At 39.0% G+C, this 25,107-nt stretch carries 24 protein-coding genes, 2 tRNA genes and 1 pseudogene; 9 read left to right on the top strand and 18 right to left on the bottom strand.

Features of this window, described 5'->3' with window-relative positions:
- Window positions 1–2: 2 nt before the first annotated feature.
- From ABVT42_RS00135 to lptF, 10 genes are all read right to left on the bottom strand, one after another.
- On the bottom strand, window positions 3–884 hold the full coding sequence (locus ABVT42_RS00135) for a thioredoxin fold domain-containing protein (RefSeq protein WP_353873060.1): 882 nt from the start codon (window positions 882–884) through the stop codon (window positions 3–5).
- A 393-nt stretch (window positions 885–1,277) separates the two neighbouring features.
- Window positions 1,278–2,219, bottom strand: a complete 942-nt coding sequence (gene xerD / locus ABVT42_RS00130; RefSeq protein ID WP_353873059.1) for a site-specific tyrosine recombinase XerD — start codon at window positions 2,217–2,219, stop codon at window positions 1,278–1,280.
- A complete protein-coding gene (locus ABVT42_RS00125) occupies window positions 2,212–2,682 on the bottom strand; it encodes a methylated-DNA--[protein]-cysteine S-methyltransferase (RefSeq protein WP_353873058.1) in 471 nt (156 codons plus the stop codon). Before ABVT42_RS00125 ends, xerD begins: the two co-directional genes overlap by 8 nt.
- A 250-nt stretch (window positions 2,683–2,932) precedes the next feature.
- Window positions 2,933–3,008, bottom strand: a tRNA-Lys gene (locus tag ABVT42_RS00120).
- 561 nt (window positions 3,009–3,569) lie between these two features.
- Window positions 3,570–3,645: transfer RNA gene (locus ABVT42_RS00115), tRNA-Lys, on the bottom strand.
- A 193-nt stretch (window positions 3,646–3,838) separates the two neighbouring features.
- A complete protein-coding gene (locus ABVT42_RS00110; RefSeq protein WP_353873057.1) occupies window positions 3,839–5,017 on the bottom strand; it encodes an IscS subfamily cysteine desulfurase in 1,179 nt (392 codons plus the stop codon).
- A gap of 173 nt (window positions 5,018–5,190) precedes the next feature.
- Complete coding sequence (locus ABVT42_RS00105; RefSeq protein WP_353873056.1) at window positions 5,191–5,916, bottom strand: RNA methyltransferase; 726 nt, start codon at window positions 5,914–5,916, stop codon at window positions 5,191–5,193.
- A gap of 602 nt (window positions 5,917–6,518) precedes the next feature.
- Window positions 6,519–7,001, bottom strand: coding sequence for a hypothetical protein (locus ABVT42_RS00100; RefSeq protein WP_353873055.1), 483 nt, complete (start codon window positions 6,999–7,001; stop codon window positions 6,519–6,521).
- 108 nt (window positions 7,002–7,109) lie between these two features.
- Window positions 7,110–8,180 (bottom strand): LPS export ABC transporter permease LptG, encoded by a 1,071-nt coding sequence (gene lptG, locus ABVT42_RS00095; protein ID WP_353873054.1) that lies wholly within the window; start codon window positions 8,178–8,180, stop codon window positions 7,110–7,112.
- Between the two features lie 16 nt (window positions 8,181–8,196).
- Complete coding sequence (lptF, locus tag ABVT42_RS00090; protein ID WP_353873053.1) at window positions 8,197–9,309, bottom strand: LPS export ABC transporter permease LptF; 1,113 nt, start codon at window positions 9,307–9,309, stop codon at window positions 8,197–8,199.
- Between the two features lie 500 nt (window positions 9,310–9,809).
- On the opposite strand from lptF, the gene pepA reads away from it, so the two are divergent.
- The 3 genes from pepA to ABVT42_RS00075 all read left to right on the top strand — a co-directional run bounded on the left by pepA (window position 9,810) and on the right by ABVT42_RS00075 (window position 14,882).
- The gene (gene pepA / locus ABVT42_RS00085; protein ID WP_353873051.1) at window positions 9,810–11,303 is read left to right on the top strand and encodes a leucyl aminopeptidase; all 1,494 of its coding nucleotides are present in this window, start codon (window positions 9,810–9,812) and stop codon (window positions 11,301–11,303) included.
- A 268-nt stretch (window positions 11,304–11,571) separates the two neighbouring features.
- Window positions 11,572–12,003: a DNA polymerase III subunit chi gene (locus tag ABVT42_RS00080; RefSeq protein WP_353873049.1), complete on the top strand. Its 432-nt coding sequence runs from the start codon at window positions 11,572–11,574 to the stop codon at window positions 12,001–12,003.
- 50 nt (window positions 12,004–12,053) lie between these two features.
- A complete protein-coding gene (locus ABVT42_RS00075; protein WP_353873048.1) occupies window positions 12,054–14,882 on the top strand; it encodes a valine--tRNA ligase in 2,829 nt (942 codons plus the stop codon).
- 79 nt (window positions 14,883–14,961) lie between these two features.
- On the opposite strand, the gene tfpB is transcribed toward ABVT42_RS00075, so the two are convergent.
- The 3 genes from tfpB to prfC all read right to left on the bottom strand — a co-directional run bounded on the left by tfpB (window position 14,962) and on the right by prfC (window position 19,685).
- The gene (gene tfpB, locus ABVT42_RS00070; protein WP_353873047.1) at window positions 14,962–16,731 is read right to left on the bottom strand and encodes a type IV pilus assembly ATPase TfpB; all 1,770 of its coding nucleotides are present in this window, start codon (window positions 16,729–16,731) and stop codon (window positions 14,962–14,964) included.
- Window positions 16,732–17,016: 285 nt separating this feature from the next.
- Window positions 17,017–17,799 (bottom strand): TatD family hydrolase, encoded by a 783-nt coding sequence (locus ABVT42_RS00065; RefSeq protein ID WP_353873046.1) that lies wholly within the window; start codon window positions 17,797–17,799, stop codon window positions 17,017–17,019.
- A 314-nt stretch (window positions 17,800–18,113) separates the two neighbouring features.
- Window positions 18,114–19,685, bottom strand: coding sequence for a peptide chain release factor 3 (gene prfC / locus ABVT42_RS00060; RefSeq protein WP_353873045.1), 1,572 nt, complete (start codon window positions 19,683–19,685; stop codon window positions 18,114–18,116).
- Between the two features lie 852 nt (window positions 19,686–20,537).
- Here prfC and ABVT42_RS00055 point away from each other — a divergent pair.
- Window positions 20,538–20,717 (top strand): hypothetical protein, encoded by a 180-nt coding sequence (locus tag ABVT42_RS00055; protein ID WP_353873044.1) that lies wholly within the window; start codon window positions 20,538–20,540, stop codon window positions 20,715–20,717.
- 12 nt (window positions 20,718–20,729) lie between these two features.
- On the opposite strand, the gene ABVT42_RS00050 is transcribed toward ABVT42_RS00055, so the two are convergent.
- Genes ABVT42_RS00050 through ABVT42_RS00040 form a run of 3 tightly spaced genes read right to left on the bottom strand, consistent with a single transcriptional unit; the run spans window position 20,730 to window position 21,406 of the window.
- On the bottom strand, window positions 20,730–20,921 hold the full coding sequence (locus ABVT42_RS00050; protein WP_353873043.1) for a hypothetical protein: 192 nt from the start codon (window positions 20,919–20,921) through the stop codon (window positions 20,730–20,732).
- Window positions 20,914–21,117: a hypothetical protein gene (locus tag ABVT42_RS00045; RefSeq protein WP_353873042.1), complete on the bottom strand. Its 204-nt coding sequence runs from the start codon at window positions 21,115–21,117 to the stop codon at window positions 20,914–20,916. Before ABVT42_RS00045 ends, ABVT42_RS00050 begins: the two co-directional genes overlap by 8 nt.
- A gap of 4 nt (window positions 21,118–21,121) precedes the next feature.
- A complete protein-coding gene (locus ABVT42_RS00040) occupies window positions 21,122–21,406 on the bottom strand; it encodes a BrnT family toxin (protein ID WP_353873041.1) in 285 nt (94 codons plus the stop codon).
- A gap of 310 nt (window positions 21,407–21,716) precedes the next feature.
- On the opposite strand from ABVT42_RS00040, the gene ABVT42_RS00035 reads away from it, so the two are divergent.
- The gene (locus tag ABVT42_RS00035; protein WP_353873040.1) at window positions 21,717–21,905 is read left to right on the top strand and encodes a hypothetical protein; all 189 of its coding nucleotides are present in this window, start codon (window positions 21,717–21,719) and stop codon (window positions 21,903–21,905) included.
- Between the two features lie 154 nt (window positions 21,906–22,059).
- Here ABVT42_RS00035 and ABVT42_RS00030 read toward each other — a convergent pair whose 3' ends face one another.
- Window positions 22,060–22,500 (bottom strand): hypothetical protein, encoded by a 441-nt coding sequence (locus ABVT42_RS00030; protein ID WP_353873039.1) that lies wholly within the window; start codon window positions 22,498–22,500, stop codon window positions 22,060–22,062.
- A 61-nt stretch (window positions 22,501–22,561) separates the two neighbouring features.
- Here ABVT42_RS00030 and ABVT42_RS00025 point away from each other — a divergent pair.
- The 3 genes and pseudogenes from ABVT42_RS00025 to ABVT42_RS00015 form a co-directional block, all read left to right on the top strand.
- Window positions 22,562–22,726 (top strand): annotated as a pseudogene (locus ABVT42_RS00025) (transposase); the annotation flags it as partial.
- A gap of 491 nt (window positions 22,727–23,217) precedes the next feature.
- On the top strand, window positions 23,218–23,694 hold the full coding sequence (locus ABVT42_RS00020) for a type VI secretion system amidase effector protein Tae4 (protein ID WP_353898131.1): 477 nt from the start codon (window positions 23,218–23,220) through the stop codon (window positions 23,692–23,694).
- Complete coding sequence (locus ABVT42_RS00015) at window positions 23,657–24,040, top strand: hypothetical protein (RefSeq protein WP_353898132.1); 384 nt, start codon at window positions 23,657–23,659, stop codon at window positions 24,038–24,040. The genes ABVT42_RS00020 and ABVT42_RS00015 overlap by 38 nt, the downstream gene beginning before the upstream one ends.
- A 239-nt stretch (window positions 24,041–24,279) precedes the next feature.
- Here ABVT42_RS00015 and ABVT42_RS00010 read toward each other — a convergent pair whose 3' ends face one another.
- Entirely contained in the window at window positions 24,280–24,474 is a 195-nt protein-coding gene (locus ABVT42_RS00010; protein WP_367023314.1) for a hypothetical protein, read from the bottom strand.
- A 140-nt stretch (window positions 24,475–24,614) separates the two neighbouring features.
- Between ABVT42_RS00010 and ABVT42_RS00005 the strand changes: the two genes are divergently transcribed.
- A partial coding sequence (locus ABVT42_RS00005; RefSeq protein ID WP_367023312.1) for a transposase occupies window positions 24,615–25,107 on the top strand: 493 nt, incomplete at its 3' end.

The raw sequence follows: 25,107 nt of genomic DNA, 5'->3' as shown, positions 1-25,107 counted from the left end.
GATTAGTGAGCAGCATCCGCTTGAGCGCTGGTTAATCGGTTATTAGTGGTGGTTTCTTTTTGAGCTAAATGACTTGCCAATTTTTGGGCAGGAACATATCCACCGATCAACTCACCGTCATCAAGAATAATTGCGGGAGTACCAGCTAAATTAAATTGGCGGGTTAAATCATAATGCTGATTAATTGGGTTATTGCAGGATTTCGATTCAAATTTGCGTCTTAACTTTGCATCATCCATTGCGGCTAATCGATCATCGGCACACCATACAGAAACCAACTTTTGATAAGCATCTGAACCAATGCCTGCACGAGGATAAGCTAAATATCTGACGGTTATGCCTCGATCATTAAAATCTTCTATCTCACGATGCAACTTACGGCAATAACCACAATCGACGTCGGTAAAGACTGTGATAACATGTTTTTCATCTTTTGCCCGATATATCACCATATCTGCTTCTTTCAATGAAGCGATCGCCTGCGCTCTCATTGGAGAAAGGCGGTTTTGAAAATTATCAAGAGCATCTTGCGAGTGATTAACCGGAGACCCTTCCGCTAATTCAAGCAAATTTCCCATAAAGAGATATTGACCATTATCTGAAACATAAAGTAATTGTCCCGAATAAAATACCTGATAAAAACCTTCAACAGGACTTTTTTCAATATCATTAATTTCAATACCAGGGAGTTTTTCTTCCAGCATATTCTTCAGCGCTTGGGCTTCAGGCGATACACTTAGCATATCTTGAGTTTTATTCTGATAAGCAACTAAAGGTCGTGTAGAATTTTCAGCCAATTGCTTTTGTGATTGAGCACCCAGAAAAGCCAATCCGGCAACCAATCCTAAAGTTGCGATAACACCAATATTTTTAGTAAGAGACATAGTCATGATTCTTTAAAAGGTAAATTTAAAAATAATATAATTTGGTCAATCCATTATATAACAAAAAATATAACAAAAAATATAACAAAAAATATAACAAAAAATGTAGCATTGAGTTTCACCAAGACGGCTAAAATGGGTTAATTAACCCTATTACGCTAGAATGCACAGTTTAATACTACCAAATTATCATAATCTGACAAAAGTTGAAACCGTTGAATATTTCCAATCATTCTCATAGCAGCCAGTTAATTTACTTGATAATTCGGCGAAGCTATAAATGACTCAACATAGAATCGACAAACGTTATAACCTTTCCGACGAATTAAGATTTAAGCCAGGATACGAACGCTACTTCACAATAACAGACCCAAACTTTAATACAATTTCCCGTCATCCTCTGGGATGATGAGTCTGGTGAATCAATTTTAGGCGCTCTTTCTCAATGTGAGTATAAATTTGAGTAGTTGACAAATCACTATGCCCCAATAACATTTGTAACGAGCGTAAATCGGCGCCATGAGCCAATAAGTGCGTAGCAAATGCATGACGAAGTGTATGCGGTGACAAGTGTCGGCTGATTCCAGCAAGCTTTGCATAGAACTTAATACGGTGCCAAAATGTTTGCCGGGTCATTTTTTTACCCTGTTTCGAAATAAACAAGTACTCACAGGTTTGATGTCCAATATATTGGTTTCGCGCAAATTTTAAATATCGCTCTATTGCTGCGCCAGCCTGTTCTCCAAATGGCACTAATCGCTCCTTACTGCCTTTGCCGGTTACGCGTATCGCCCCCTGAATCAAATCAATGCCATTAAATTCGAGAGAAACTAATTCAGAGACTCTCAGGCCACTAGCATACATCAATTCAAGCATGGCTTTATCTCGAATACCAATTAACTCATCAAGATCGGGCATAGACAATAAAAGCTCCACTTCTTCCTCCGACAGCGAGTGAGGTAGCGGATTACTCAGTTTGGGAGATTCTATTCGCGCAGTGGGTTCTTGAGTAATAATTCCGGACTCTAATAGATAGGCATAAAAGCGCCTTAGGCAGGAAAGTAACCGAGCAGTAGAACGTGAAGAATAATGATGCTCACTACGAAATGCTAAAAATCGTTGAATATCAGCACTATCTGCAGCCAACAAAGAACTGGAAATCGTTAGCAACCAGCGGGCAAACAGTGATAAATCTGTTCGGTAACTATCTAAAGTATGCGTACTTAAGCCATCCTGTGCCCATAAATAATCAATAAAAAGCATAATTTGATTCGCATCAGCTTCTGCTAATTCTTTTGGTAAAAGAGCAACCGCTGAAGAGCTAGACTTACTCAAAATTAACGCCTTCAAGCATTAGCAGCTGCCGCTTAATGTCAACCAAATGACCAACTTGCTGCCCTGAAAACCCACCAATTCCCGTAGCTGATACAACTCGATGACAAGGCACAATTACCGGTGTTGGATTTTTACGACAAGCCGTACCAACCGCTCTAGCACTTGAGCCCAATTCAGCGGCAATTTGGCCATAAGTTCTTACTTCACCTGCCGGTATTCGAGTCAAAGCTCGCCAGACTCGCTGTTGAAAATCAGTACCTTGTCGATAAATAGGCACTTTAAATGAGTTACTTTGCTTAGAAAAGTAGGCGCCAATTTGCGCACAGATAAGCTGACTTGCGCTATCATTAGCGTCACTTAGAGGCAGTTCAGTTCCTATTTCAATCGCTTTTAGCTGAGCTTCCTTTACGTAAATCGCTAAATTACCTATTGGAGAAGCAATTACCGTGATATTTTTAGTCAAAGATGGGTTATCTCCGCTGTTAATCTGGATTTAAACAAATCATTACCCAGTTATTTGATAAAACCGTCGAAACTACACATTACAGTTTAAAAATAACAAAATAAGCAACTAAGAATCAAACAAGACTAAATGGATATTAAGGTATTATATTCACTTTATACCTAAAACAGATTAAAACTGAGATAAAACTTAGTGGCTTAGGATAATTCTCCCACTTAGCAAAAGAACTCACATCAGCTTTAAGAAAAAATGGTGGGTCGTGGGCGATTCGAACGCCCGACCAATTGATTAAAAGTCAACTGCTCTACCGGCTGAGCTAACGACCCGATGCGGAGGGCGCATTATCCATGTTTTGAAAAAAAAAACAAGACTTTTTTTATTTTTTTATATAAAACCGTCAAACTGCTTGATTACAGAGCAATACTATTGATCTGTAAACTGTCAATTTACGATTAAATTTCATGTTTTTGCCGAACAGTTGAAAGCTATTAAAAGTTAATACAATAGCGAATTGTAAAGCGCATAAAATTACGACAGAGACTCAAACTATTAATGCAAGCCAACTTATAATTACTATCAAAATAACGAAACAAACTTAAATAAAATTTTAAAGTGTTCACCTTCCTCTTCCTGTCTTTTCAAAGAGTAAAAACATTTAAGTTTTAATCTCGACATATTTAAAAAATTTAATTCATGTGATAAGTCACACTAATAATTCTTCAGTAAATACCCTCTTAAAAACTGGAGAGGCAATATCCAACAGCAAGTTGCTACGAAAAAGATAAGGAGACAAACAATCTAAGTAATAATAAATTATTGTCGTCTAAAGCTTATAAATAATGAAATGTTAAAACTAAAAGATTCATTAGTTTTAATTAAAAGAAAATTGGTGGGTCGTGGGCGATTCGAACGCCCGACCAATTGATTAAAAGTCAACTGCTCTACCGGCTGAGCTAACGACCCGATGCGGAGCGCATTATGCGGGTTTTAGAAAAAAAAACAAGTCTTTTTTAATTTAAAAGTCATTTAAGGTCATATTATTAGTGTAATTTACTATTTTTTAGGCAATTTGAATAAATATTATACGTCAAAATAGAATACTCTTTTATTGATGCATGAAGGATTGCTTAGCGAATATGCTCATTTTCAATCACACTCATTTATTTTTTTGTAATGTATTCCACTCGGGCGACATTGATCTTAATTTCATAACGCCTTGTGTAACAATTTCTATTGCCTTATCGATATCTTCTTCAGTGGTAAAACGACCAAATGAAAACCGAAGTGATGCATGGGCTGCACCATCATCAAGCCCAATAGATTTCAATACATGCGAAGGCTCTACGCTAGCCGAAGTACATGCAGAACCTGATGAAACAGCGAGATCTTTAAATGCCATCAATAATGTTTCGCTATCAACGTATTCGAAATGGATATTAATAATTCCTGCGACCGTTTGCGCTAAATCACCATTGATATGAATGTGCCCCACCCTCTCAATGCCAGACCAAAAGCGTTGTTTTAATTCATTAATTCTTTCACCTTCTGCAACCCGATTAGATTGCGCCAGCTCAAACGCACTCCCCATACCAACAATTTGGTGGGTCGGTAATGTACCGGAGCGCAATCCTCGTTCGTGGCCGCCCCCATGAATTTGAGCCATGATATTGGGTTGTAAATTACGCCTTGCATACAGTACACCAATTCCTTTAGGACCGTAGATTTTATGGGCGCACATCGAAATAAAATCAACAGGTAATTGGGTAACATCAATTGGTAGCTTACCGGCACTTTGTGCAGCGTCAACATGCATAGGAATATGGTGTTTATGAGCGACTTCACCTATGGCTTGAATATTTTGAATTGTCCCCAGCTCATTATTTACATGCATGATTGAAATTAATATTGTATCGGCTTGTATTGCCTTTTCAATATTCGCTGGGTCAACAATACCGTTTTGTTCCGGTTGAATATAGCTGATTCGAAAACCTTGAGTTGCCAAGTATTCGCAAGTATCCAATACAGCCTTATGTTCAAAAGCACTGGTAATAATGTGTCCCTGCCCCGACGATTGAGCGATGCCTTTAATCGCCAGATTATTCGCTTCAGTCGCTCCCGAAGTCCAAATAATTTCACGCGGATCCGCACCAATTAAATCTGCGACCTGATTACGTGCTATATCGACTTTTTCTTCAGCTTGCCAGCCGAAGCGATGAGACCGAGAAGCAGGATTTCCGAAGCAACCATCAAGTGTCAAACATTCGGCCATTTTTTGTGCTACCAGCGGATCAACCGGTGTGGTTGCGGCATAATCAAGATAAATTACTTTCTTCATAGTCTAATTTTTAATTTCTGATTTCTGATTTCTGATTTTCAATTCATCATTTGTGTTAGCATTATCAATTCGTATTTTATCAATCCAAAGACTTTCCAAACACTAAAAAATCAACAGATTAGTAAATACTCAATCAATTTTTATCCTTTAATTTCAAACAGCGAATGACTTAATTATTGGCAACGATAAAGCACAGAACGCAAAAAGCCACGTAAAATGTTCATTTCACTATGCGTTAGATTAGCTTTGCTAAATAATCGGTTCATGCGTATATCAATTTGCTTTTCATGATTTTGTTTTAAGTAACCTGTTTTGCGCATAGCTTCGTCAAAATGTTCAAGCAGTCCGCTTAATTGCTCTCTGGAAATAGGCTGCTCATTATCTAAAATGCGCTGTTCTGGCAATTCGGGTGTTTGTGCAAAACCCAAGCGAAGTTCATAAGCAATCAACTGAACCGCAGATGCAAGATTAAGTGAAGAATATTCAGGATTCGTTGGAATACACACATGGTAATTGCACATATGCAGTTCATCATTTGTTAAACCAGAGTTTTCTGTACCAAATAAAATTGCAACAGGAACCCTGGCAGGTTGTTGCAATATTAATTCAACGAGCTCTCTCGGGGTAACCAACTGACTCGGTAAAGTGCGCGTTCGGGCACTTGTTCCGACAACCAACCGACAGTCTGCAACCGCCTCTTCCACCGTAACGAAAACTTGAGCACTTGCTAAAATATCATCAGCTCTAGAGGCCCTTTCGGTAGCCTGAGCAGATGGAAAATTAGACGGATTGACTAGCGCCAACTGTGATAATCCCATGACTTTAAGGGCTCTTGCCGAAGCACCGATATTTCCAGGATGAGTGGTATGAGATAATACAAATTTAAAATTTTCAAGCATTTCTAGTTTTTTACCAAATTTAATTTTAAACAAACGGATTCGAATAGTTGTTTATAATAAAGCCAACTATATAAAAAACTTTATAGAATTTTAATCTATAACATAATAGGCCAAGTTCGGCAGTTCACTGCTACTTAGCGATATTCTATGCTGACTTTAGCGATCTGTGGAACTTCAGCACTGAAACATTCTTCAACATTTCGACACTTCTTCATATATTCATTAGTCTATAATCAATGAGTAGTGTGTTTTTCCAGATATCTTAAATAGCAAGTGATTATAAGGAATGTGAAACTTTTTGCTATCAAATATCGTCTTAGAAGATGACGCTAGATTTAGCGCTATTAGATTAAGTGCTAGATCTTAAGTGCTATTTTTTTAAGTACGAGATGTAAGTACTAAAATTTCAGTAGTTTTAACTCTCCTTGTCATGGAGTTATCATCCCGGCCTGATCTGCCAATCCGTCCGGGATTTTTTTGTCTTATAAAAATGATTAACCCAAGGACTAGCGAATTTATTAATTCGCCCTATTTGATATAGTTAGATCAGATAATCTCAATAAAATCTCATCTGTACCAAAAGAATGATTTTTAAACTGACTTTATTTTGACTTACGATAGGCAGATACAACATGTTGAGACTCCTGTGAAAGAATTTCCCAACAACGATCAAAGCGTGACTCCAAAAAAGCCGCCTCTCTCAATAGTTTACTGGTAATAAACTTTGGTTCCCCTAACAAAATCTTTTTGCTTTTGGTAGACGCAACGATAAGAGCAAATTCTAGCAAATGTTCTTCGGCACCATATCTTCGATCATGCTCACTTGAGGTATTCACTTCTTTGATATAGTAATTTGGATCATAATCAAGCATGTTTTCATTAATTAATGGTCGAATCATTTTTAATATTTGCTGACGGCGGGCAACATTAACGATTGCAGCATTTTTACCATTTTGTTTCGTCAGCGTTTTGACCACATTAGTTGTTTCAATCTTTTTCGTAATATCGACAATTTCCATCAAGTGATTAACATCGGAACGATCTTCATCGATAGCCAAACCAAAAAAATCAGATAATGTCAGCATATACCACCTAGCATTTATTGATTAACCGGGTAAATGGAATTAACCCGCTTAATTCTTATTATCGATGAGTATAGCAAAAATTTATTGGTTAACCGAAGAGATGATAAATTAATGATTTCGCTTCATTAAATAAAAACCAACTAAGGCAAAAATTAATAGCGGTGAAACCGCGCCAAATAATGGAGGCAAATTAAATACCAAACTAGCAGGACCAAAGGTTTGGTTGGTTAAATGAAAACCAAATCCCACCATAACGCCCCCCAATATTCGAGCCCCCATAGAAACATTACGCATTGGACCAAAGACAAAAGATGCCGCGAGAAACATCATTACAGCTAATGCCAAGGGTTGCATCAGTTTTCCCCAAGCAGCCAGTTCAAAAGCCTCAGTTTGCATTTTATTACGCGACAAGTAGTCAATATAACGAATTAAACCCACGAAATTAAGCGATTCGGGCTCTACTACCAAAGTTTCTAACTGCTTACGCTTGAGTGGCTTTTCCCATACCGTAGATGTTATTTGACGAGTCTCGATATGCTTTGCAAAAAAGCGGGTTTCCACAACCTCTTTAAGCAACCAATTATTCTCTTGCCGATTTGCCTGCTGAGCTTGAATTATGCGCTGCAATTGATAACCTTCATTCATTTCAAATATCATCACATCGCTAATTTGTCCTTTAGCATCAACCTGACCAATATGGATAATCTGGTTTTCGTGTTTGGCCCAAATCCCTGAACTAGAAACACTCACTTCGCCCTCGCTAATGGCGGAGGTTTTTAGCTGTTGCGCTGATTTGGTTGCTATTGGCGCAATCCACTCCCCGATAATGATTGCGGCAATCATCAAAATGATCGAACCTTTAATTGCTGAAGCGGCAATTTTCCAGGTGGTAATACCTGCGGCTCGCATTGCAGTTAGTTCGCTATTTGCGGCAAGATTTCCCAAACTAAAAAGCGCTCCAATTAACACGCTCATCGGAAAAAACTCCAGTAATCTAGCAGGCAACATTAAGCCAATAAAAAGCAAAGCATCGGCAATCTGATATCTCCCTGCTTCAATATCAGCCAATTCATCAATCAGACTGAAAAGACTACGCAGCATTAACAACAACACCAAAATAAATAAACTGCTAACGACAACCTGACGAATAATATACCAATCGATGATTTTAAATTTCATGTGTTATCTCTAAATATCATGAACTCACCTTGCGGTATTTGGTTAACGTTATTCGTTCTGCGAACATCCACCAGGTAAAAATGATCGCCGACAAATGAATCCACCAAAAGCCCATTTCAACGGGGATTGCTTGAGATTCAATTAAGCGCCTTCCGTTCATCAATAATAGTGCGTATACCAAATAAACCATTATTGCAGGAAACAAACGTGAAAATTTTCCCTTGCGCGGGGCGCTCCGCGCAAGGGGGATTGCCAAATAACATAAAATCAAAATCGATATGGGTGCAGATATACGCCAATGCAACTCGGCCCAATCTGCCGGTTGCGGATTTTGTAGCAATTGTAAAGTTGAAAGCGCTTTACTTTTTTTCGAAGGGGACTCAGTCGCATCAGCTTTAATTCGCATAAAATAACTGTCATATTCAGAAATTTGCCACTGCTTTTTAAATGGATTAAAGACATAGGTCAGGCCATCTTGCATCGCTAAAAAGTTTTCTTTGGTTTGATCAGGTACTGCAATGTCAATTTGCTCAGCCGATTTAATTTGTGCACTTCGCGCCACCTGAATTTGCAGCGATGCTTCCGGATCGTTAAATCCACTTAACGCAAAAACCCCATGAATAACCCCTTCATTATTCTTTGAATTGGCGAACATCACCCCTGTTTTTGTAGAGTTTTCCTGAAAACGTCCGGGTGTAAATACGCCAAACTTGGCCTCAGCTTTTTCTGCCGCCATAATTAAATTAACCTGCTGATTTGCCCAAGGCGTAATTATCAGCGATAAACAGCCCGCCAGTAAGGCAAGCACTAATGCCATTGGAAAAACAAAATCAGCCAGTTGTTTTTCACCAATACCTGCTGATTTAATAATTGCCATTTCATGTTCACTATATAGCCGCCCGAGAGTTAATAAAATCGCAATATAAAAAGACATGGGTAATAAAAAACCGGCAACCCCCGGTATTTGCAAGCCAAGTAAGCTAAACACCGCATCGGATGAGATGGTGCCATCAACTGCCAGTTGAATATATTTGATAAAACGCGTACTGATAAAAATTAATATCAGCACAACCAGAATAGCACCGGTAGTTCGTAGGATTTCATTGTTGATATATCGTTTAAGAATCAAGTTAATTACTCAGAAAAGTACGACTTTCACTTAATAATTGGCTTTTTTTCAGTTAGACTCTCGTTTTTTCGGCTTTTGTTGCCATACTTAACCACTGAATCCGGCTCATACGGGGGCAATATACCATACGATTGGCGATATCAGTAGCGGTGAAAATCAAATGGTACAGCCAACCGACAGTTTAGCGAAAGACAGACTGGGTGGCACTGCTGACCAGCTCAAATTGCGATGGATTGATAACGCTGAGTTTGAGTTATTTTGTTGCAGCATGCGATACAAATTGAGTTTTACATCCTGAGTTGGTTTGGTTTAATTTGAATAGTTAGCTAGATAGAAAGTATTCCAAAAAGCTGCCGAAAAATAGTGAAAGATTAAAATTTAATAACAGCTGATTACTAGGTGAGTTTGTTAAACAATGAAAACGACAAACTTAATTTTTATTTAACCCATTGAATTAAAAAGAGATTCATCAAAAGAACAAGATGATAAGGTAGAAGTGAATGGAATTTAATGTCAAAAGCGGTAATCCAGAAAAGCAACGTAGCGCCTGTGTGGTTGTCGGCGTTTTCGAGTCACGTAAACTCTCGGCAATGGGTGAACAACTGGACGCTGTCAGTGAAGGTTTTTTAAGCAATATATTGCGACGAGGCGATCTCGAGGGAAAATTGGGTCAAGCATTGCTGTTACATAATGTGCCAAATACGCTGTCCGATCGTGTCTTATTAATTGGATGCGGCAAAGAGCGAGATTTTTCTGACAAACAATATCGTAAGGTTATAGCCAAGACGATCACCACTTTAAATGACACCGGTTCAATGGAAGCCGTTTGTTTCTTGAGCGAGCTCAATGTCAAAGGCCGAGATACCCGCTGGAAAGTACGCCAGGCTGTTGAAACCGCACAAAATACACTTTACACCTTTGAACAATTTAAAAGTAAAACAGACTCCGCACGTCGCCCTTTACGTCGTTTGACATTTAATGTAACCACTCGTAAAGAGCTTACCGTTGGCGAAAAAGCTATCGAAGAAGGACTTGCAATCGCCAAAGGGACCTGTCAGGCAAAAGATTGGGGAAATCTTCCACCCAACATTGCTAATCCCGTCTTTTTAGCTGACCAAGCCAAAGAATATGCCAGCAGTTGCGATAAGGTGAGTTGTCAGGTCATCGATGAAGCTGAGCTGGAAGACATGGGCATGGGTGCCTTTCTGGCGATTTCAAAGGGTTCCGATATTCCTGGAAAATTAATTATTCTTAATTACCAGGGTGCGTCGCAAGACCAGAAGCCTGTTATTCTGGTAGGTAAAGGTATCACTTTTGACAGTGGCGGAATCTCACTCAAACCCAGCGAGGGCATGGACGAAATGAAGTATGACATGGGTGGTGCAGCGGCAGTGTACGGCGCATTTATTGCGGCAACACAAATGCAGCTGCCTATTAACCTGATGACGATTATCGCTGCGGCCGAAAATATGCCAAGTGGTAAATCCTGTCGTCCGGGAGATATTGTTACTTCGCTTTCTGGGCAAACTATCGAAATATTAAACACCGACGCGGAAGGTCGATTAGTGTTGTGTGATGCACTAACCTATGCTGAGCGGTTCGAGCCAGAAATTGTTATTGATGTTGCTACCTTAACCGGTGCTTGCATTGTAGCATTAGGTGCACATGCCTCAGGATTACTTTCCAACCATAACCCACTAGCTCACGATTTACTTAATGCAGGCGAGCAATGTGGAGATAAAGTCTGGCGATTACCGTTATGGGATGAATATCAGGAACAATTGGATTCTAACTTTGCCGATATCGCCAATATTGGCGGCAAAGGCGCAGGAACAATTACTGCGGCGTGTTTCTTATCACGTTTTACCAAAAAGTATCATTGGGCTCACCTTGACATTGCAGGCACGGCCTGGAAATCAGGTAAAGAAAAAGGCGCAACAGGACGTCCCGTGCCGCTATTGATGCAGTACTTAATTAACCGATGTGAGAGTTAATTAACAAACAAGAAACAAACACAGTGCCGGAGTTATTATCGACCTGTTGATATTATGTACCGGCATTTTTCTTTTTGGCTGCAAGTGAGTTGATATAAAAGAATAATTTTAAAATTCAATTTAAATGATTAATATACAAGACTGAGTTTAAATAGAATAAATTTTTATCTAACTCTATTTATACAAGATTAAATTATTCACTAACTCAGTAGCCTTAGCGAAAACCCAATTAATTTATTGAGCCGATCGACATTCAGGAAAACAATTGATGACCCAGGTAGAGTTTTATTCTGTAGAATCAGCGGATCCCAAAGTCCCCTACTCACATATGTGTGAAGTCATCAAGCGTGCCTATCGTAAAGGACAAAAGGTTTTTGTACATACTCAGGACCGCAAACAAGCAGAAACCATTGATGAACTGCTCTGGTCTTTAGATGCGGCCAGTTTTTTGCCTCACCAACTCGCTGATGAAGCACCAGATACCAAGCCCCCCATTGAAATTGGATTTGGTCAAAATCCTGCGGTAAAACCTGATGTTTTAATCAATATGGCGGCACAGGTACCTCAGTTTTTTAGTCAATTTGCCTGGGTGTTTGAATATGCGTGGGGAGATGAAGAACAAAAAGAACTCGCCCGCAACCGGTTTCGCTTTTACCGTGAACGAGGCTATCCGCTGAATCACCGTAAAATCAATAGCTAAATTCAACCTTTATTAACTAAATAACCATTAACTTATCGAGTTTTGCAATCATGGAAAAATCATACACTCCCCAGAATATTGAGCAAAAGTGGTATCAATCCTGGGAAGATGCCAATTATTTTCAAGCCAGTGGTACAGGCGACCCCTATTGTATTTTGATTCCGCCACCCAATGTCACTGGCAGCCTGCATATGGGACATGCATTCCAGCATACCATCATGGATTTGCTGACTCGTTATCATCGAATGAAAGGCGATGATACCTTATGGCAATGCGGTACCGATCATGCCGGTATTGCGACCCAAATGGTTGTCGAGCGCATCCTTAACCAGCAAGGAAAAAAGCGACAAGACTTTACTCGCGAAGAATTTATCGCAAAAGTCTGGGAATGGAAAGAAACTTCGGGCGGTAACATTTCCGCACAAATGCGTCGGCTGGGTGATTCACCAGACTGGCAACGTGAAGCCTTTACAATGGATGAAGATTTGTCCAATGCAGTACAGGAAGTATTTATCCAGCTATTTGATGAAGGAATTATCTATCGTGGTAAACGATTGGTTAACTGGGATCCTAAATTTCAATCGGCACTGTCTGATTTAGAAGTTGAAAATCACGATGAAAAAGGCTTTTTATGGCACTTTCGCTATCCGCTTGCAGATGGCGCAACAACCGCCGATGGAAAAGATTATTTAGTCGTTGCAACAACACGTCCAGAAACAATGCTAGGCGATAGCGCCGTAGCCGTTCATCCTGAAGATGAACGTTACCAAAGTTTGATTGGCAAATCTGTCATGTTACCGCTGGTCAATCGTAAAATTCCCATTGTTGCTGACACTTATGTTGATAAAGAGTTTGGAACTGGCTGTGTAAAAATAACGCCTGCTCACGATTTCAATGACTATGAAGTCGGAAAGCGACACCAATTACCGCTAATTAATATTCTCTCGCCCACTGCTGATATTTTACCCTCAGCACAAGCTTTTGATTACAACGGACAGCTATTAACAGATATCGACCTTTCCCTCCCACAAAACTATCAGGGACTCAATCGATTTGATGCGCGTAAACAAATTGTCGGTGAATTTGACCAAGCAGGCTTATTAGAAAAAATTGCTGATCATGCATTAAAGGTTCCGCGAGGTGATCGCAGTAACGATATCATCGAACCACTGTTAACCGATCAGTGGTACGTAGCGGTAGAGTCTTTAGCGAAACCAGCCATAGATGTAGTCAAATCTGGCCAGGTAAAGTTTGTTCCCGAAAACTGGGATAAAACTTACTTTCACTGGATGAAAAATATTCAAGACTGGTGTATCAGCCGCCAACTTTGGTGGGGACATCGCATTCCTGCTTGGTATGATGAAACGGGAAAAGTTTATGTTGGCAAAACGGAACAAGCGATTCGAGAAAAACATCAACTGGCTGACTCAGTCATTTTGCGTCAGGATAATGATGTACTCGACACTTGGTTTTCTTCGGCTTTATGGCCATTTGCTACAATGGGTTGGCCAGAAAAAACAGCCGAGCTTGAAAAATTTGTCCCCTCCAGCGTATTAGTTACCGGCTTTGATATTATTTTCTTTTGGGTTGCCAGAATGATAATGATGACACTCAAATTTACTGACAAAGTGCCATTTAACGAAATTTACATTACTGGTTTAATCCGTGATGAACATGGCAATAAAATGTCAAAGTCAAAAGGCAATGTACTTGACCCGATCGATTTGATTGATGGCGTTGATTTGGAAACACTGGTAAGTAAAAGAACCAGTGGCATGATGAATCCTAAAGACGCCGAAGAAATCGAAGCACGTACACGAGACCAATATCCACAAGGTATCGAAGCTTACGGAACGGATGCACTCAGAATGACATTTTGTGCATTGGCCTCAACGAGTCGTGATATTAACTTTGATTTAGGTCGAGTTGAGGGCTATCGCAACTACTGCAACAAACTTTGGAACGCCGCGCGCTATGTCTTAATGAATACTGAAGATCAAGATTGCGGTAAAGATAACTCTGAGTTTGAATTAAGCCTTGCCGATCGTTGGATTATCAGTCGCCTGCAAAATAGTATTCAAGCGTTTGAAAAACACATTAATGAATACCGTTTCGATCTAGCCACACAGGCACTTTATGAGTTTAGCCGTAATGATTATTGTGATTGGTATTTAGAACTATCTAAACCTATTTTATACAGCGACAACTATAATGAAGCACAAAAACGCGGCACGCGGCACACGCTGGTGAATGTTTTAGAAACGATGATGCGTTTATTACATCCTATGATTCCATTTGTTACCGAAGAAATCTGGCAACGTCTGGTACCAATGGTAAATACTTCGCAACAGTCAATTATGATTTCTTCTTTCCCACAATTTGATTCGGCATTAATTGACGAGACAGCCTTACAGGATTTAGAGTGGTTGAAAAAACTGATTGTTGGCGTCAGAAATATTCGCGGTGAGCTGAATATTTCACAAGGTAAACCCGTGAATGTTTTACTCAAAAACATGACAGAAAATGATCATCGCTGTTTAACTGAAAACCTGAACTTCATCTCTGCGTTGGCAAAGCTTGAAAGTATTCAACCGGCATCGGAAACAACACCACCAGCATCAACAGCCTTAGCTGGCCACCTTGAAGTGCTAGTTCCTTTAGCAGGTTTGATCGATGTCAGTGCCGAACTGGCAAGGCTGGAAAAAGAACTAGATAAATTAGCTAAAGATCACGCCAGATTAGCAGGTAAACTGTCAAATGCCAACTTTGTTGATCGTGCGCCAGCAGATGTTGTTGCGAAAGAAAAACAAAAGCTGGCAGAAGCGAGTGAGGCAATCAGCAAACTAAACGAGCAAAAGCGGCAATTAGAAAATATTTAGTCTTCTTACTCAATAAATATAGGACTTAATTAGCGCCGATATTAACGGCTCTGTTAATTAAGTCCTATCAAAAAATAATTTAAAGCTCTTCCATCGCGGGTGATGCCACTCGCATCACTTCAGCAATCGTTGTTTGTCCTTCCATCACTTTCTTAGCACCACTAATACGTAATAATTTCATCCCGTTTTTGAGTGCTTGGCGTTTAATGGGCGCGACTTCACATTGTTCAGAAACTAATGCCTTGATATCACTATCAACCTCTAACAATTCGTAAATTCCCACTCGTCCCGAATAACCAGAATGGCGACATTCATCACATCCACCCGGCTCGAACATTAACTTGGGTAATGGCACTTTAAAACCAACAGTTAATTCTCGCCAACCCGCTTCATCAGGCTGAATAGCGACCTTACAATGAGGACATAAAGTTCGTACCAATCGTTGGGCCATTACCCCTAACAGCGTTGCGTTAATCAAATAAGGCGGTACCCCAATATCCTGCAAGCGAGTAATGGCTGAAGACGCATCATTTGTATGCAAGGTTGAAATGACCAAGTGTCCGGTTAACGAAGCTTGAATAGCCATTTCAGCCGTTTCGCGATCTCGAATTTCTCCAATCATGATAATATCGGGATCTTGTCGTAGTAAAGCTCTGATCCCACTGGCAAAATCTAACTGGATATCGTGATGAACCTGCATTTGATTAAATGACGGCTCGACCATTTCGATAGGATCTTCAATGGTACAAACGTTGACTTCTGAAGTGGCTATCAACTTAAGCGTGGTATATAAAGTGGTCGTTTTTCCCGAACCTGTAGGTCCGGTTAATAACACAATGCCAGTTGACTGCTTTGCCATTTGCAACCAACTTTTTTCAGTCTGTCGATCTAGGCCCAGCGCTTTAAAATCACGTAACAAAACCGTTGGGTCAAATATCCGTGCGACCAGTTTTTCACCAAATGCGGTAGGCAAAGTAGAAAGACGTAATTCGATTTCTAAACCGTTCGGTGTTTTGGTTTTAATTCGTCCGTCTAATGGCTTGCGTCTTTCAGCAACATCCATTCGCCCCAGGATTTTAAATCTTGCCGTGACTGCTGCCGCAATATTAGCAGGCATTTCATAAACCTGATGTAGTACCCCATCAATTCTAAGGCGAATATTGGCCATTTCACGCCTAGGCTCAACATGAATATCACTAGCCCGTTCAGCAAATGCATATTGCAGTAACCAATCAACAATTTGCACAACATGCTGGTCATTTGCATCAATATCTCCTGCTTTACCAACTTCCAATAGTTGTTCTAAATTGGAAACTTTTAGATTTTGTAAAGACTCGCCCGATGCGCCTTTAATTGAATGGCTTAAATTATAAAGTTCGTGCTGCAAGCGACGCACCGTTTCAGGATTAGCAAACACTCGCTTGATTGGACGACGTAAAATATGTGTTAAACCGGCTTCCCAACCTTGTTCATCTGGGTCTATTACTGCAATGGCCACTTCATTTTTATTCACATCACACGCCAAAATATCATGACGAATAGCAAAAGCTTTCGACATCACAGAGGTAACCTGATCCACATTAATTTTTAAGGGATCGATGCGAACATAAGGTAATTGATGTAACTCAGCAAACCATTCCGATAAAACTTCACCCGTTAAAATTTGATTTCGGCGCATTTTAGAGCGAATTTTCAAAGAACCGATTTGATTGAGTGGATGACCTACCGGCTTTGACGCACGCAGTTTAGTCAATGCTTCCTTAGCTTGTGTTGCATCAATAATTTCCATTTTTTCTAATTGACTTAAAATACTGACAATATCCGTTTTTGAATGAGCAGTTTTCAGCATAAATCAGTTTTACCTTGGGTTAATTCTCAATTTGTTAACCAGACTGAAAAATTGGTTAGTTGCCTAAAGTAAGTCTAACCTATTGATAATAAATCGCAAATACCTCACACCATGAAATGCGACCGATATCTACTATTCACAACAACGATAATAATGACAATCTGAACATTTTATTTATGCTTGGGCATTCATCAGCGTTGGGCTTTATTGCAAGACAGGCCCAATATTTTTATTTGTATAGTAGCGGTATCATAGTGCTTATCTTGATTTGACTTTGAGGTGAGGCTATTTATCCAGCTTAAGTACCGACAAAACATTAGCGGTAGTTTGTTTGGCAATCAGTACACCGCTTTGCTGTCTTAACTCGACCAATGAACGAAAATTATCAAAAATATGAAGTGGTGTATTAAATGGCATTTTACAAGTGATTGGTAGCATATCTGGCGCATCAGTTTCTAGCACAATCGACTCCAAGGGTAAAGTAGCTGCCAGTTTTCTCAATTTTGCAGCCCTTGGAAAGGTCATTGCACCACCAAAACCCAACTTAAAGCCAAGCTCAATATATTTCTCAGCTTGATATTCGCTGCCATTAAACGCATGACAAATACCACCCAAATTAAAATGGCTATTACGTAGCATTTGCAACACTTCATCATGTGCTTTGCGCACATGTAAAAGAATGGGTAATCGTGCCGTTTTTGCAATATCAATTTGTGCTTGAAAGTATTTTCGCTGTTCATCACGATTACTATCAGATTTATAATAATCAAGTCCAATTTCACCGACAGCAGCCAAAGGCCCCACCGATAAGGCCATTTCTAGATCGTGCAAATGGCTCTCCTGATGACTATCGATAAACATGGGATGAAGACCCAAGGCTGTATGGCAGATTCGATGACGCGCAGTAATTTGGCGAATAACTCGCCATCCTTCACGCTTAACACCGGGTATTAAAATACCACAAATTCCGCTTTCTTCGGCCTTGTGCAGCAACGCATCAATTTTTCCCGCAAACTGCGGAAAATCCAGGTGGCAATGTGAATCAAATAATTGTAATTGGGCTGTCATGTACTTCCTAAAAACCATCACATCTCAAATTGAAATATGATTTGCTGTTTGTAATGTAGATTGACTCTTTAAATTTAGCAAATTCTAGTGAGATAAATAGACTATTTTGTCTCGACAAAATTAACTAATCTGTAAAAACTTACTTACATTTCAATCATTTCGCATACAAACATACAAAAATTAGTTTAATTGGTAATTTTGGCAAAATATTTAATAATATGCACAACTATTTAAAACTAATTAGTTTGTATTTCTTTTAATTTACCTCAGATAATCTACCTATTCGCTATTGACTAAATCCACTTGCAGGTAGTTTAGTGTTCTCGTGTTTCACAAAATTGAATATCAGGCCAACGCTCTTGCATTAAATTCAAATTAACCCTTGTAGGTGCTAAATAGGTTAAATTATCGCCACCATCTAAAGACAAATTATCATCTGCCTTGCTTTTAAATTGTTCTAACATTTTTTCATCATCGCACATTATCCAACGTGCCGTATGAATTGAAACGGGCTCGAAAATGCAGTTCACCTTATATTCATCTTGTAAACGATGCGCTACAACATCAAACTGAAGTACACCCACGGCACCCAAAATCAGCTCATTAGAATGAAATGGCCTGAAAACCTGGGTTGCGCCCTCTTCCGATAGTTGAATAAGCCCTTTGAGTAACGCTTTATTTTTAAGTGGGTCTTTTAACCTTACCCGTCGAAACAGTTCTGGCGCAAAGTTGGGAATGCCCGAAAACTTAAGCATTTCACCGGCAGTAAAAGTGTCACCGATTTGAATTGTGCCATGATTATGCAACCCGATAATATCGCCAGCGTAAGCAGTTTCAAGATTAGCCCGGTCACCAGCCAAAAAGGTCACCGCATTAGAAACCTGAATATCTCGATTTAAACGTACATGTTTCATTTTCATACCTTTTTCGTACTTACCTGAAACAATACGCATAAAAGCAATCCGGTCACGATGCGCGGGATCCATATTGGCCTGAATCTTAAAAATAAAGCCACTGAACTGATCTTCGTTAGACTCAACTTCGCGCTCGTTCGATTGTCGGCTCAAAGGCGCGGGTGCCCAGTTAACAAATCCATTAAGCATTTGTGTCACCCCAAAATTCCCTAATGCAGTCCCAAAGAATACGGGCGTCAGCTGCCCTTTTAAAAAAGCTTCCAGTTCAAACTCATGACTGGCACCAAGAACCAGCTCAAGTTCATCCCGTAAGTCTTGCGCCATTGCACCAATTCGTTTATCAAGCTCCGGATTATCAAGTCCTTCAATACAGTCTTCTTTTTGTATGATATGTCCTTGCCCTGTTGAGTAAAAATAGATCTTATCTTCGAGAATATGATAAACCCCTTTAAACTGTTTCCCCATTCCAATAGGCCAGGTTATGGGTGCACATTGTATATTCAGGACTTCTTCGACTTCATCCATCAGTTCAATCGGATCTTTAATATCCCGATCGAGTTTATTCATAAAAGTAACGATTGGCGTATCACGCAGACGACAGACTTCCATTAACTTAATAGTACGATCCTCAACCCCTTTACTACTGTCAATCACCATCAATGCCGAATCAACTGCCGTTAAAGTACGATAAGTATCCTCAGAAAAATCTTCGTGGCCGGGGGTATCTAAGAGGTTAACAATTCGTCCGTTGTAGGGAAATTGCATGACAGACGTAGTAACCGAAATACCCCGTTGTTTCTCCATTTCCATCCAATCAGAGGTGGCATGTTTACCGGACTTTTTGCCTTTAACTGTCCCAGCTTCCTGAATTTTCTGGCCCAATAACAGGAGCTTTTCAGTAATGGTTGTTTTACCAGCATCCGGATGAGAGATAATAGCAAATGTTCTTCTAAGGTTTGATTCTGTTGACATGTTAGTGAGGTTCACAAGTTACTATTTGTGTCACTAGTCTGGCACAAATTTGTTAATAATGGCGTATACATAAAAGGAGCGAGATTTTAGCAAATCTGAGGAAAATAGCCAGTAGGCATGTAGTTTTTAGCTGGGGTGTAGTTGCTTTTGTTCTCCACTGTTATAGGCTGCTAAATCCGCTACATAAATTCTTGGCTGTGTCATAGTCTTTGGCTCCTTAATCTTCAATTTCACATTCCCCCCGCAGGGGTTGAACCCCCCTGTGAAAAAGCGATAGAGAAAACCCAAGTGAATCGATTGAGCGTTAAAGCTGCGCCTAGAGAAAAAAATCCAGCTAGCACACGCAAGTCCGCACGCACACCAGCTTTACCAGTGGGAACGGGTGAGTACGATGGCTTGATTTTTTAATCGCGCAGATTACGCTGTGTCCTCCCCTGCGGGGGGACAATAAATTCTTAAAAACCTGCTTTTGAAAAAAGTAACCTAATGGATTTTAAAGGGCGTTACGGGAATCCCGTTAGAAAGGGGTGCCGGAAAACACTTATGTTTTTTTAAAGTGTTTGCAGCAGAGGAAAGACTTTTCCCTTTTAGAACATTTCTCTTTTTATACTTAAAAACTCAGTTGTTTTTACTTCAACCAATCTCCCATCATCTTTTTTACATTCCTATTTCTTAAGACGAAACATTTCATACCTTTTCTAATTCCAAACCAAGCATAAAGCTTTAAACCTTACCAAGCGTAAAGCTTCTACACATACGTTACGACCAACGGTGTGAGCCTTAAATCTCAAATGCATCCCTCGGCCTTATCAAAAGTCGTGAATGTCACGGCCTCCAATACAGGAGGTAAAAATGAGATTGATTACAAGATTTGAATTAGCCACAAAAACTGCCACAGAGCTTAAAGTACTACACAAAGAAGTATTTAACTGGATAGTGAATACCAAGCCTTGTTCTGCTGAACAAATTGCCGCAAAAAAATCATTGGAAAATATCGAAATTGAAATGACATTAAGGGCACCTTGCCCTTAATACAGTGGCACACTATAAGCCGAGTTTATGGCGCATTAATTTTCTAGGTTTAAACTTGTTGGCATCACAATCAGAAATCAAAGGTGCATCTTTATCAGCTAAAGCAGCTCTTCTAATATCTTCATCGGTTAGCTTTTCTACCTTCTTCCAATCTGTCTTACCATCACCTATGTTATTGATATCATTTTGTGTATATTTAGTCACCGCTTTGAAACCTCTTACGGTATTCGTCACTAGGACGTTTAAACTTCTTGAGTTCTTCTTCGGTTAAAGGCGGATTGTCGGGATCTGATTTAGCACCTTCTTCTATTTCTTCTTCGGTCATGTTTCTAAGACGCTCGATATCAGATCTATCTTCCAAATTTTCAAGTTCTTCTTGCGTATATTTTTTAATCGTCATCGCATCACCATGAATTACTTTGTTGATATAAACGTCGTTCTCTCTTATCTGCTTTACGAGCTGAAATGAGCCTAATTGTGTCTTCATAACATTCTGTATAAATTACAACCAAAACACCATGAGGATCTACTGCACCAATAATTTGAAATCGATTTTCATCATAATCATATCGTGTATCTTCGCTTACAATAAAATTAGCATCTTTAAAAACTTTAGAAGCAGCCCTAAAGTCAATACCATGTTTCCTTATATTGGTCTGGTTTTTGTTTTCATCCCACTCAAAATTCACGGCTCTCCCCTTATTATGCCATAATATGAGGCAGCCCTACCAAACTATGAAGGTCGTGAATTTGGGATTGTTCACAGTTTTATCAATTATTATAAAACTTGAAAAATCGTGTTAAAAACAATCTCAGTTAACAATAAAAACTCTATCTAAAGATGAAAGTATGGCTTTTTGAGCTATTATCGGAACCATTCTCTCCCATGCTAAAATAGCCGATACTGTCAGTCAGTTATTTGGTTTAGTTCTTATCAAACCACCACCTCAGCTCTATCTATACAAGCATGGTGATTTTTTATACAAAAGGCTTTAAAGCATGAGCAAGATAGTCGATATCAATGAAAAGAAAAAAGATAAACCAATGAGCGATAAAGAAATTGCTGAATGGGCAAAAAAGCAGGTCTTTAAAAACCGTAAGGCCAAAGACGAACCCAAAGATTTAGTATCAGGAAAAACCGCACCTGACGGCAGCTTTGTTCATGAGGATGATGACAATGACGAATAACACAAAACCCACCTCACCCGAAGAAAAACAAAGAACCCCGCTAGGGATAAGTTGAGCTAAATGAAACTCATGCTAAATCCAACTTTTTTGCCCATCAGTTTGCGGCGGAAGTTAGAAGGAAAAGAAAAAGACGGTAAATATAAAATCTTTCTAACTATTCTTCAGTATCTTCCTTTGTTTCTGTGATAACCATTGTCGTTGATGAAAAAACTTCATTAGGATTTGGTATAGCCATAAAGTCGTCAGTATTCGGATCATAAATAATGTGAGATATATCAGGAAACATATCAGGATCTACGGGATAAAGAGCAAATGGATTATGGTACATAACAACTCCATCCCCCCAAGCTTCTTCATAATTTTCATCATCAACATCACATACGAAAGGCATTGCTGAAAACGATGATGGTTCTGGATGAGCTTTCATTCCCTGACGAAGCATTTTTACCCGACTACTACCTAAACCAGCAAGCTTGCCCATACGATTAAATGTAGTAATGGTCGCCGCATTTGAAAAAAGTATGGCACTTACATATTTAGAATTTTCTTGTTTGAAAAAGTAAGATGGAATCTCTTTGTTACCCTGTAGTGGCATACTAATTTTGGCCACCTAACAAGAGGTGCTATTATACCTCGTGAATAAAATAGGTGACAGAATGAACAAAAGAAACAGACCAACTTTTACAGCCGAATTTCGTTTAGAAGCTGCGCAATTAGTCACAGAAAAAGGTTATTCAATTCGTGAAGCAGCTATCGCCATGGGGGTTGGTAAATCAACCATGGATAAATGGGTAAGGCAACTCAAAAAAGCACAACAAGGTATACTCTGTTGTGGGTTCATTGATTCGCANTTCTACAGAAAAATTAAGTTTCCCGAATTCACGTTATAAAGAAGAATTGAATGATCATGTTAATTTGGCTGAAAAGGATTGAATGGTTCGACATTAATGTGGGAAATCACAAGTGTTTTGGGTGAAATTAAATGTGAAGCATGTGATATAGAATTAAGATTATCAAGTGGTGCGATAGTAAGAAATGTTCTTATAGTTTTAACATTTCTTCTATTTAACCAGTATGGTTCTAATTGGTTAATTTTGATTTTGGTATTAGTCTTAATTTTCATAGTATTTGAAAAAACTGAACGGGGACAGCCATCAATTTACTTAGATACTATTAACCATAATATAAATGTGGATGATTTCAATCTGTAAAATATAAGTTAAGTAGTCACTATAAAGTGAATTTTGTAAATGTTTGCAGTACAATCATCCCACATAAGGAGTTTGAATAGCGATAAAGGTAAAAAAACAAAATGAAATTCAAAGAATTATGGGATAATCACCCAACAGTAAGCGCGTCAATATTTTCAGATGATGCACCCTGTCTTACTAATGGCGCGAGGGCATTTACAAATCAATGTGCTATTCGATTGGGAGTCAGTCTAGAAAAGGCGGGGGTTGATTTGAAAAGTTTTAAAGGCGTTCGTTGCTGGCATGGACATAAACCTTCACATATATTAAGAGCAGAAGAATTAGCAAAATGGTTAAAAAGCTCATTTTCTCCATTTAATAGAATAATTGAGTTTAAAGCATCTGAAGGATTTAAAAAGATTTATGGTAAAAAAGGAATAATATTTTTTAAAGATTATTACGGAGAAAATAATCAAGGTGATCATATTGATTTATGGAATATTAACCGGCTAACAAAGTTTTCAACTTGGTTCGAATTTAACTGGAGAGATGGAGAACATTATGAAAAGGCGACAATTTGGTTCTGGCCGATACAATAATATTGATGTGGCTATCCGTTTTTTAATATCTTTAATTTTATTGGTTACTGTTAGTTGTCAATTAGAGGAACGACCATCTGATGCCGTATTTGAAAACTCATTACCAATAGGAGGAATAGTAATTCAATTTATTCCAAATGAAGGTTTAAAAAATATTGACCAAATTACACAAACATTGAAAAAAGAGAATGTTAAAATATTTAACCAATCGTTAGATTGGTACAGTACTGAATCTGACTTTCCTTTAAGTAAGCTTGATGGCAAAACAGCTAAACAGTTAGTTGATATTGTCAACTGTCTTAAAGTTGCCAATGAACAGAGGCAACAAATTAATTGTTTTAGTTAACCAGAAAAAGACATCCATAGAATTAGTTATAGAAAAAGTTTGTTTGAATATGAAAACTGAACGGGGACAGCCATCAATTAAAATGATGAGTAGATGAGTGGCGAGTAACGAGTGGTGAGTATTGAGTAGGTGAGCAAGGAGTAACGAGTGGTGAGAATTTAGTAGGTGAGAGTTTAGTAGTGGCATAGCATGATCTTTGTCTGTCTAGTTCTTAGTTTTGCATAATGCCACTTGTAATACTAATTGACTGGATTAAACTGATTTACAATACAATAACCTGTTCCACCTGAACGACCTGAAGTATATGCAGTACCCGACTTGTTATCCGAAGCCCAAGCCGCTAAAACTGTTGATATAATTGCAGTATGCTCTTGTTTGATCAACATCCAACCATATGGAGTATCTTTACAATTATCAGGAAGCCCTGTATCCATTATGAACATTATGCCATCAGTAGTAGCTGTAAGATTTTGAATTTTTCCGCTTTGGTAATTAGGTGCGGAAATGAGACTATAAATTATTTTGTGTAACTGCCTATCTTTAGTATCCTTATTATAGGAGAGATAGGCAAATGATAGATAAAAAAGAGTTAGAAAAGTTTGGCAAAGAAATGGCCAAAGGCATCAAATCAGAGCATGATTTGAATGAATTCCGAAAAGTACTTACTAAGGTAACGGTCGAGGCAGCATTAAATGCTGAGCTCGATGAACACCTTGGTTATGAGAAAAATAGTAAAAGCCAGTCTAGCAATAGCCGTAATGGCTATTCTTCCAAAACGATTCGAACGGAAGATGGTCAGTTTGAATTAAACACCCCCCGAGACCGTCAAGGTAACTTTGAACCGGAATTAGTTAAGAAGCATCAAACGCGCTTTACCTCAATGGATGACAAAATACTCCACCTGTATTCACAAGGTTTGAGTACCCGAGAAATCGTCAAATCCTTTGAAGAAATGTATGGGGCTGAGGTCTCAGCCTCTTTGATATCTCGAGTAACTAACGCAGTGATAGAGCAAGTTGTGGAATGGCAATCACGCCCCCTTGACCCAGTTTACCCCATTGTTTATC

Source organism: Aliikangiella maris (assembly GCF_040719265.1).
In the GTDB taxonomy this organism is placed as follows: Bacteria; Pseudomonadota; Gammaproteobacteria; order Enterobacterales; family Kangiellaceae; genus Aliikangiella; species Aliikangiella maris.
The sequence above is the reverse complement of the archived record's forward strand: the minus strand, read 5'-3'. Positions and strand labels throughout refer to the sequence as shown.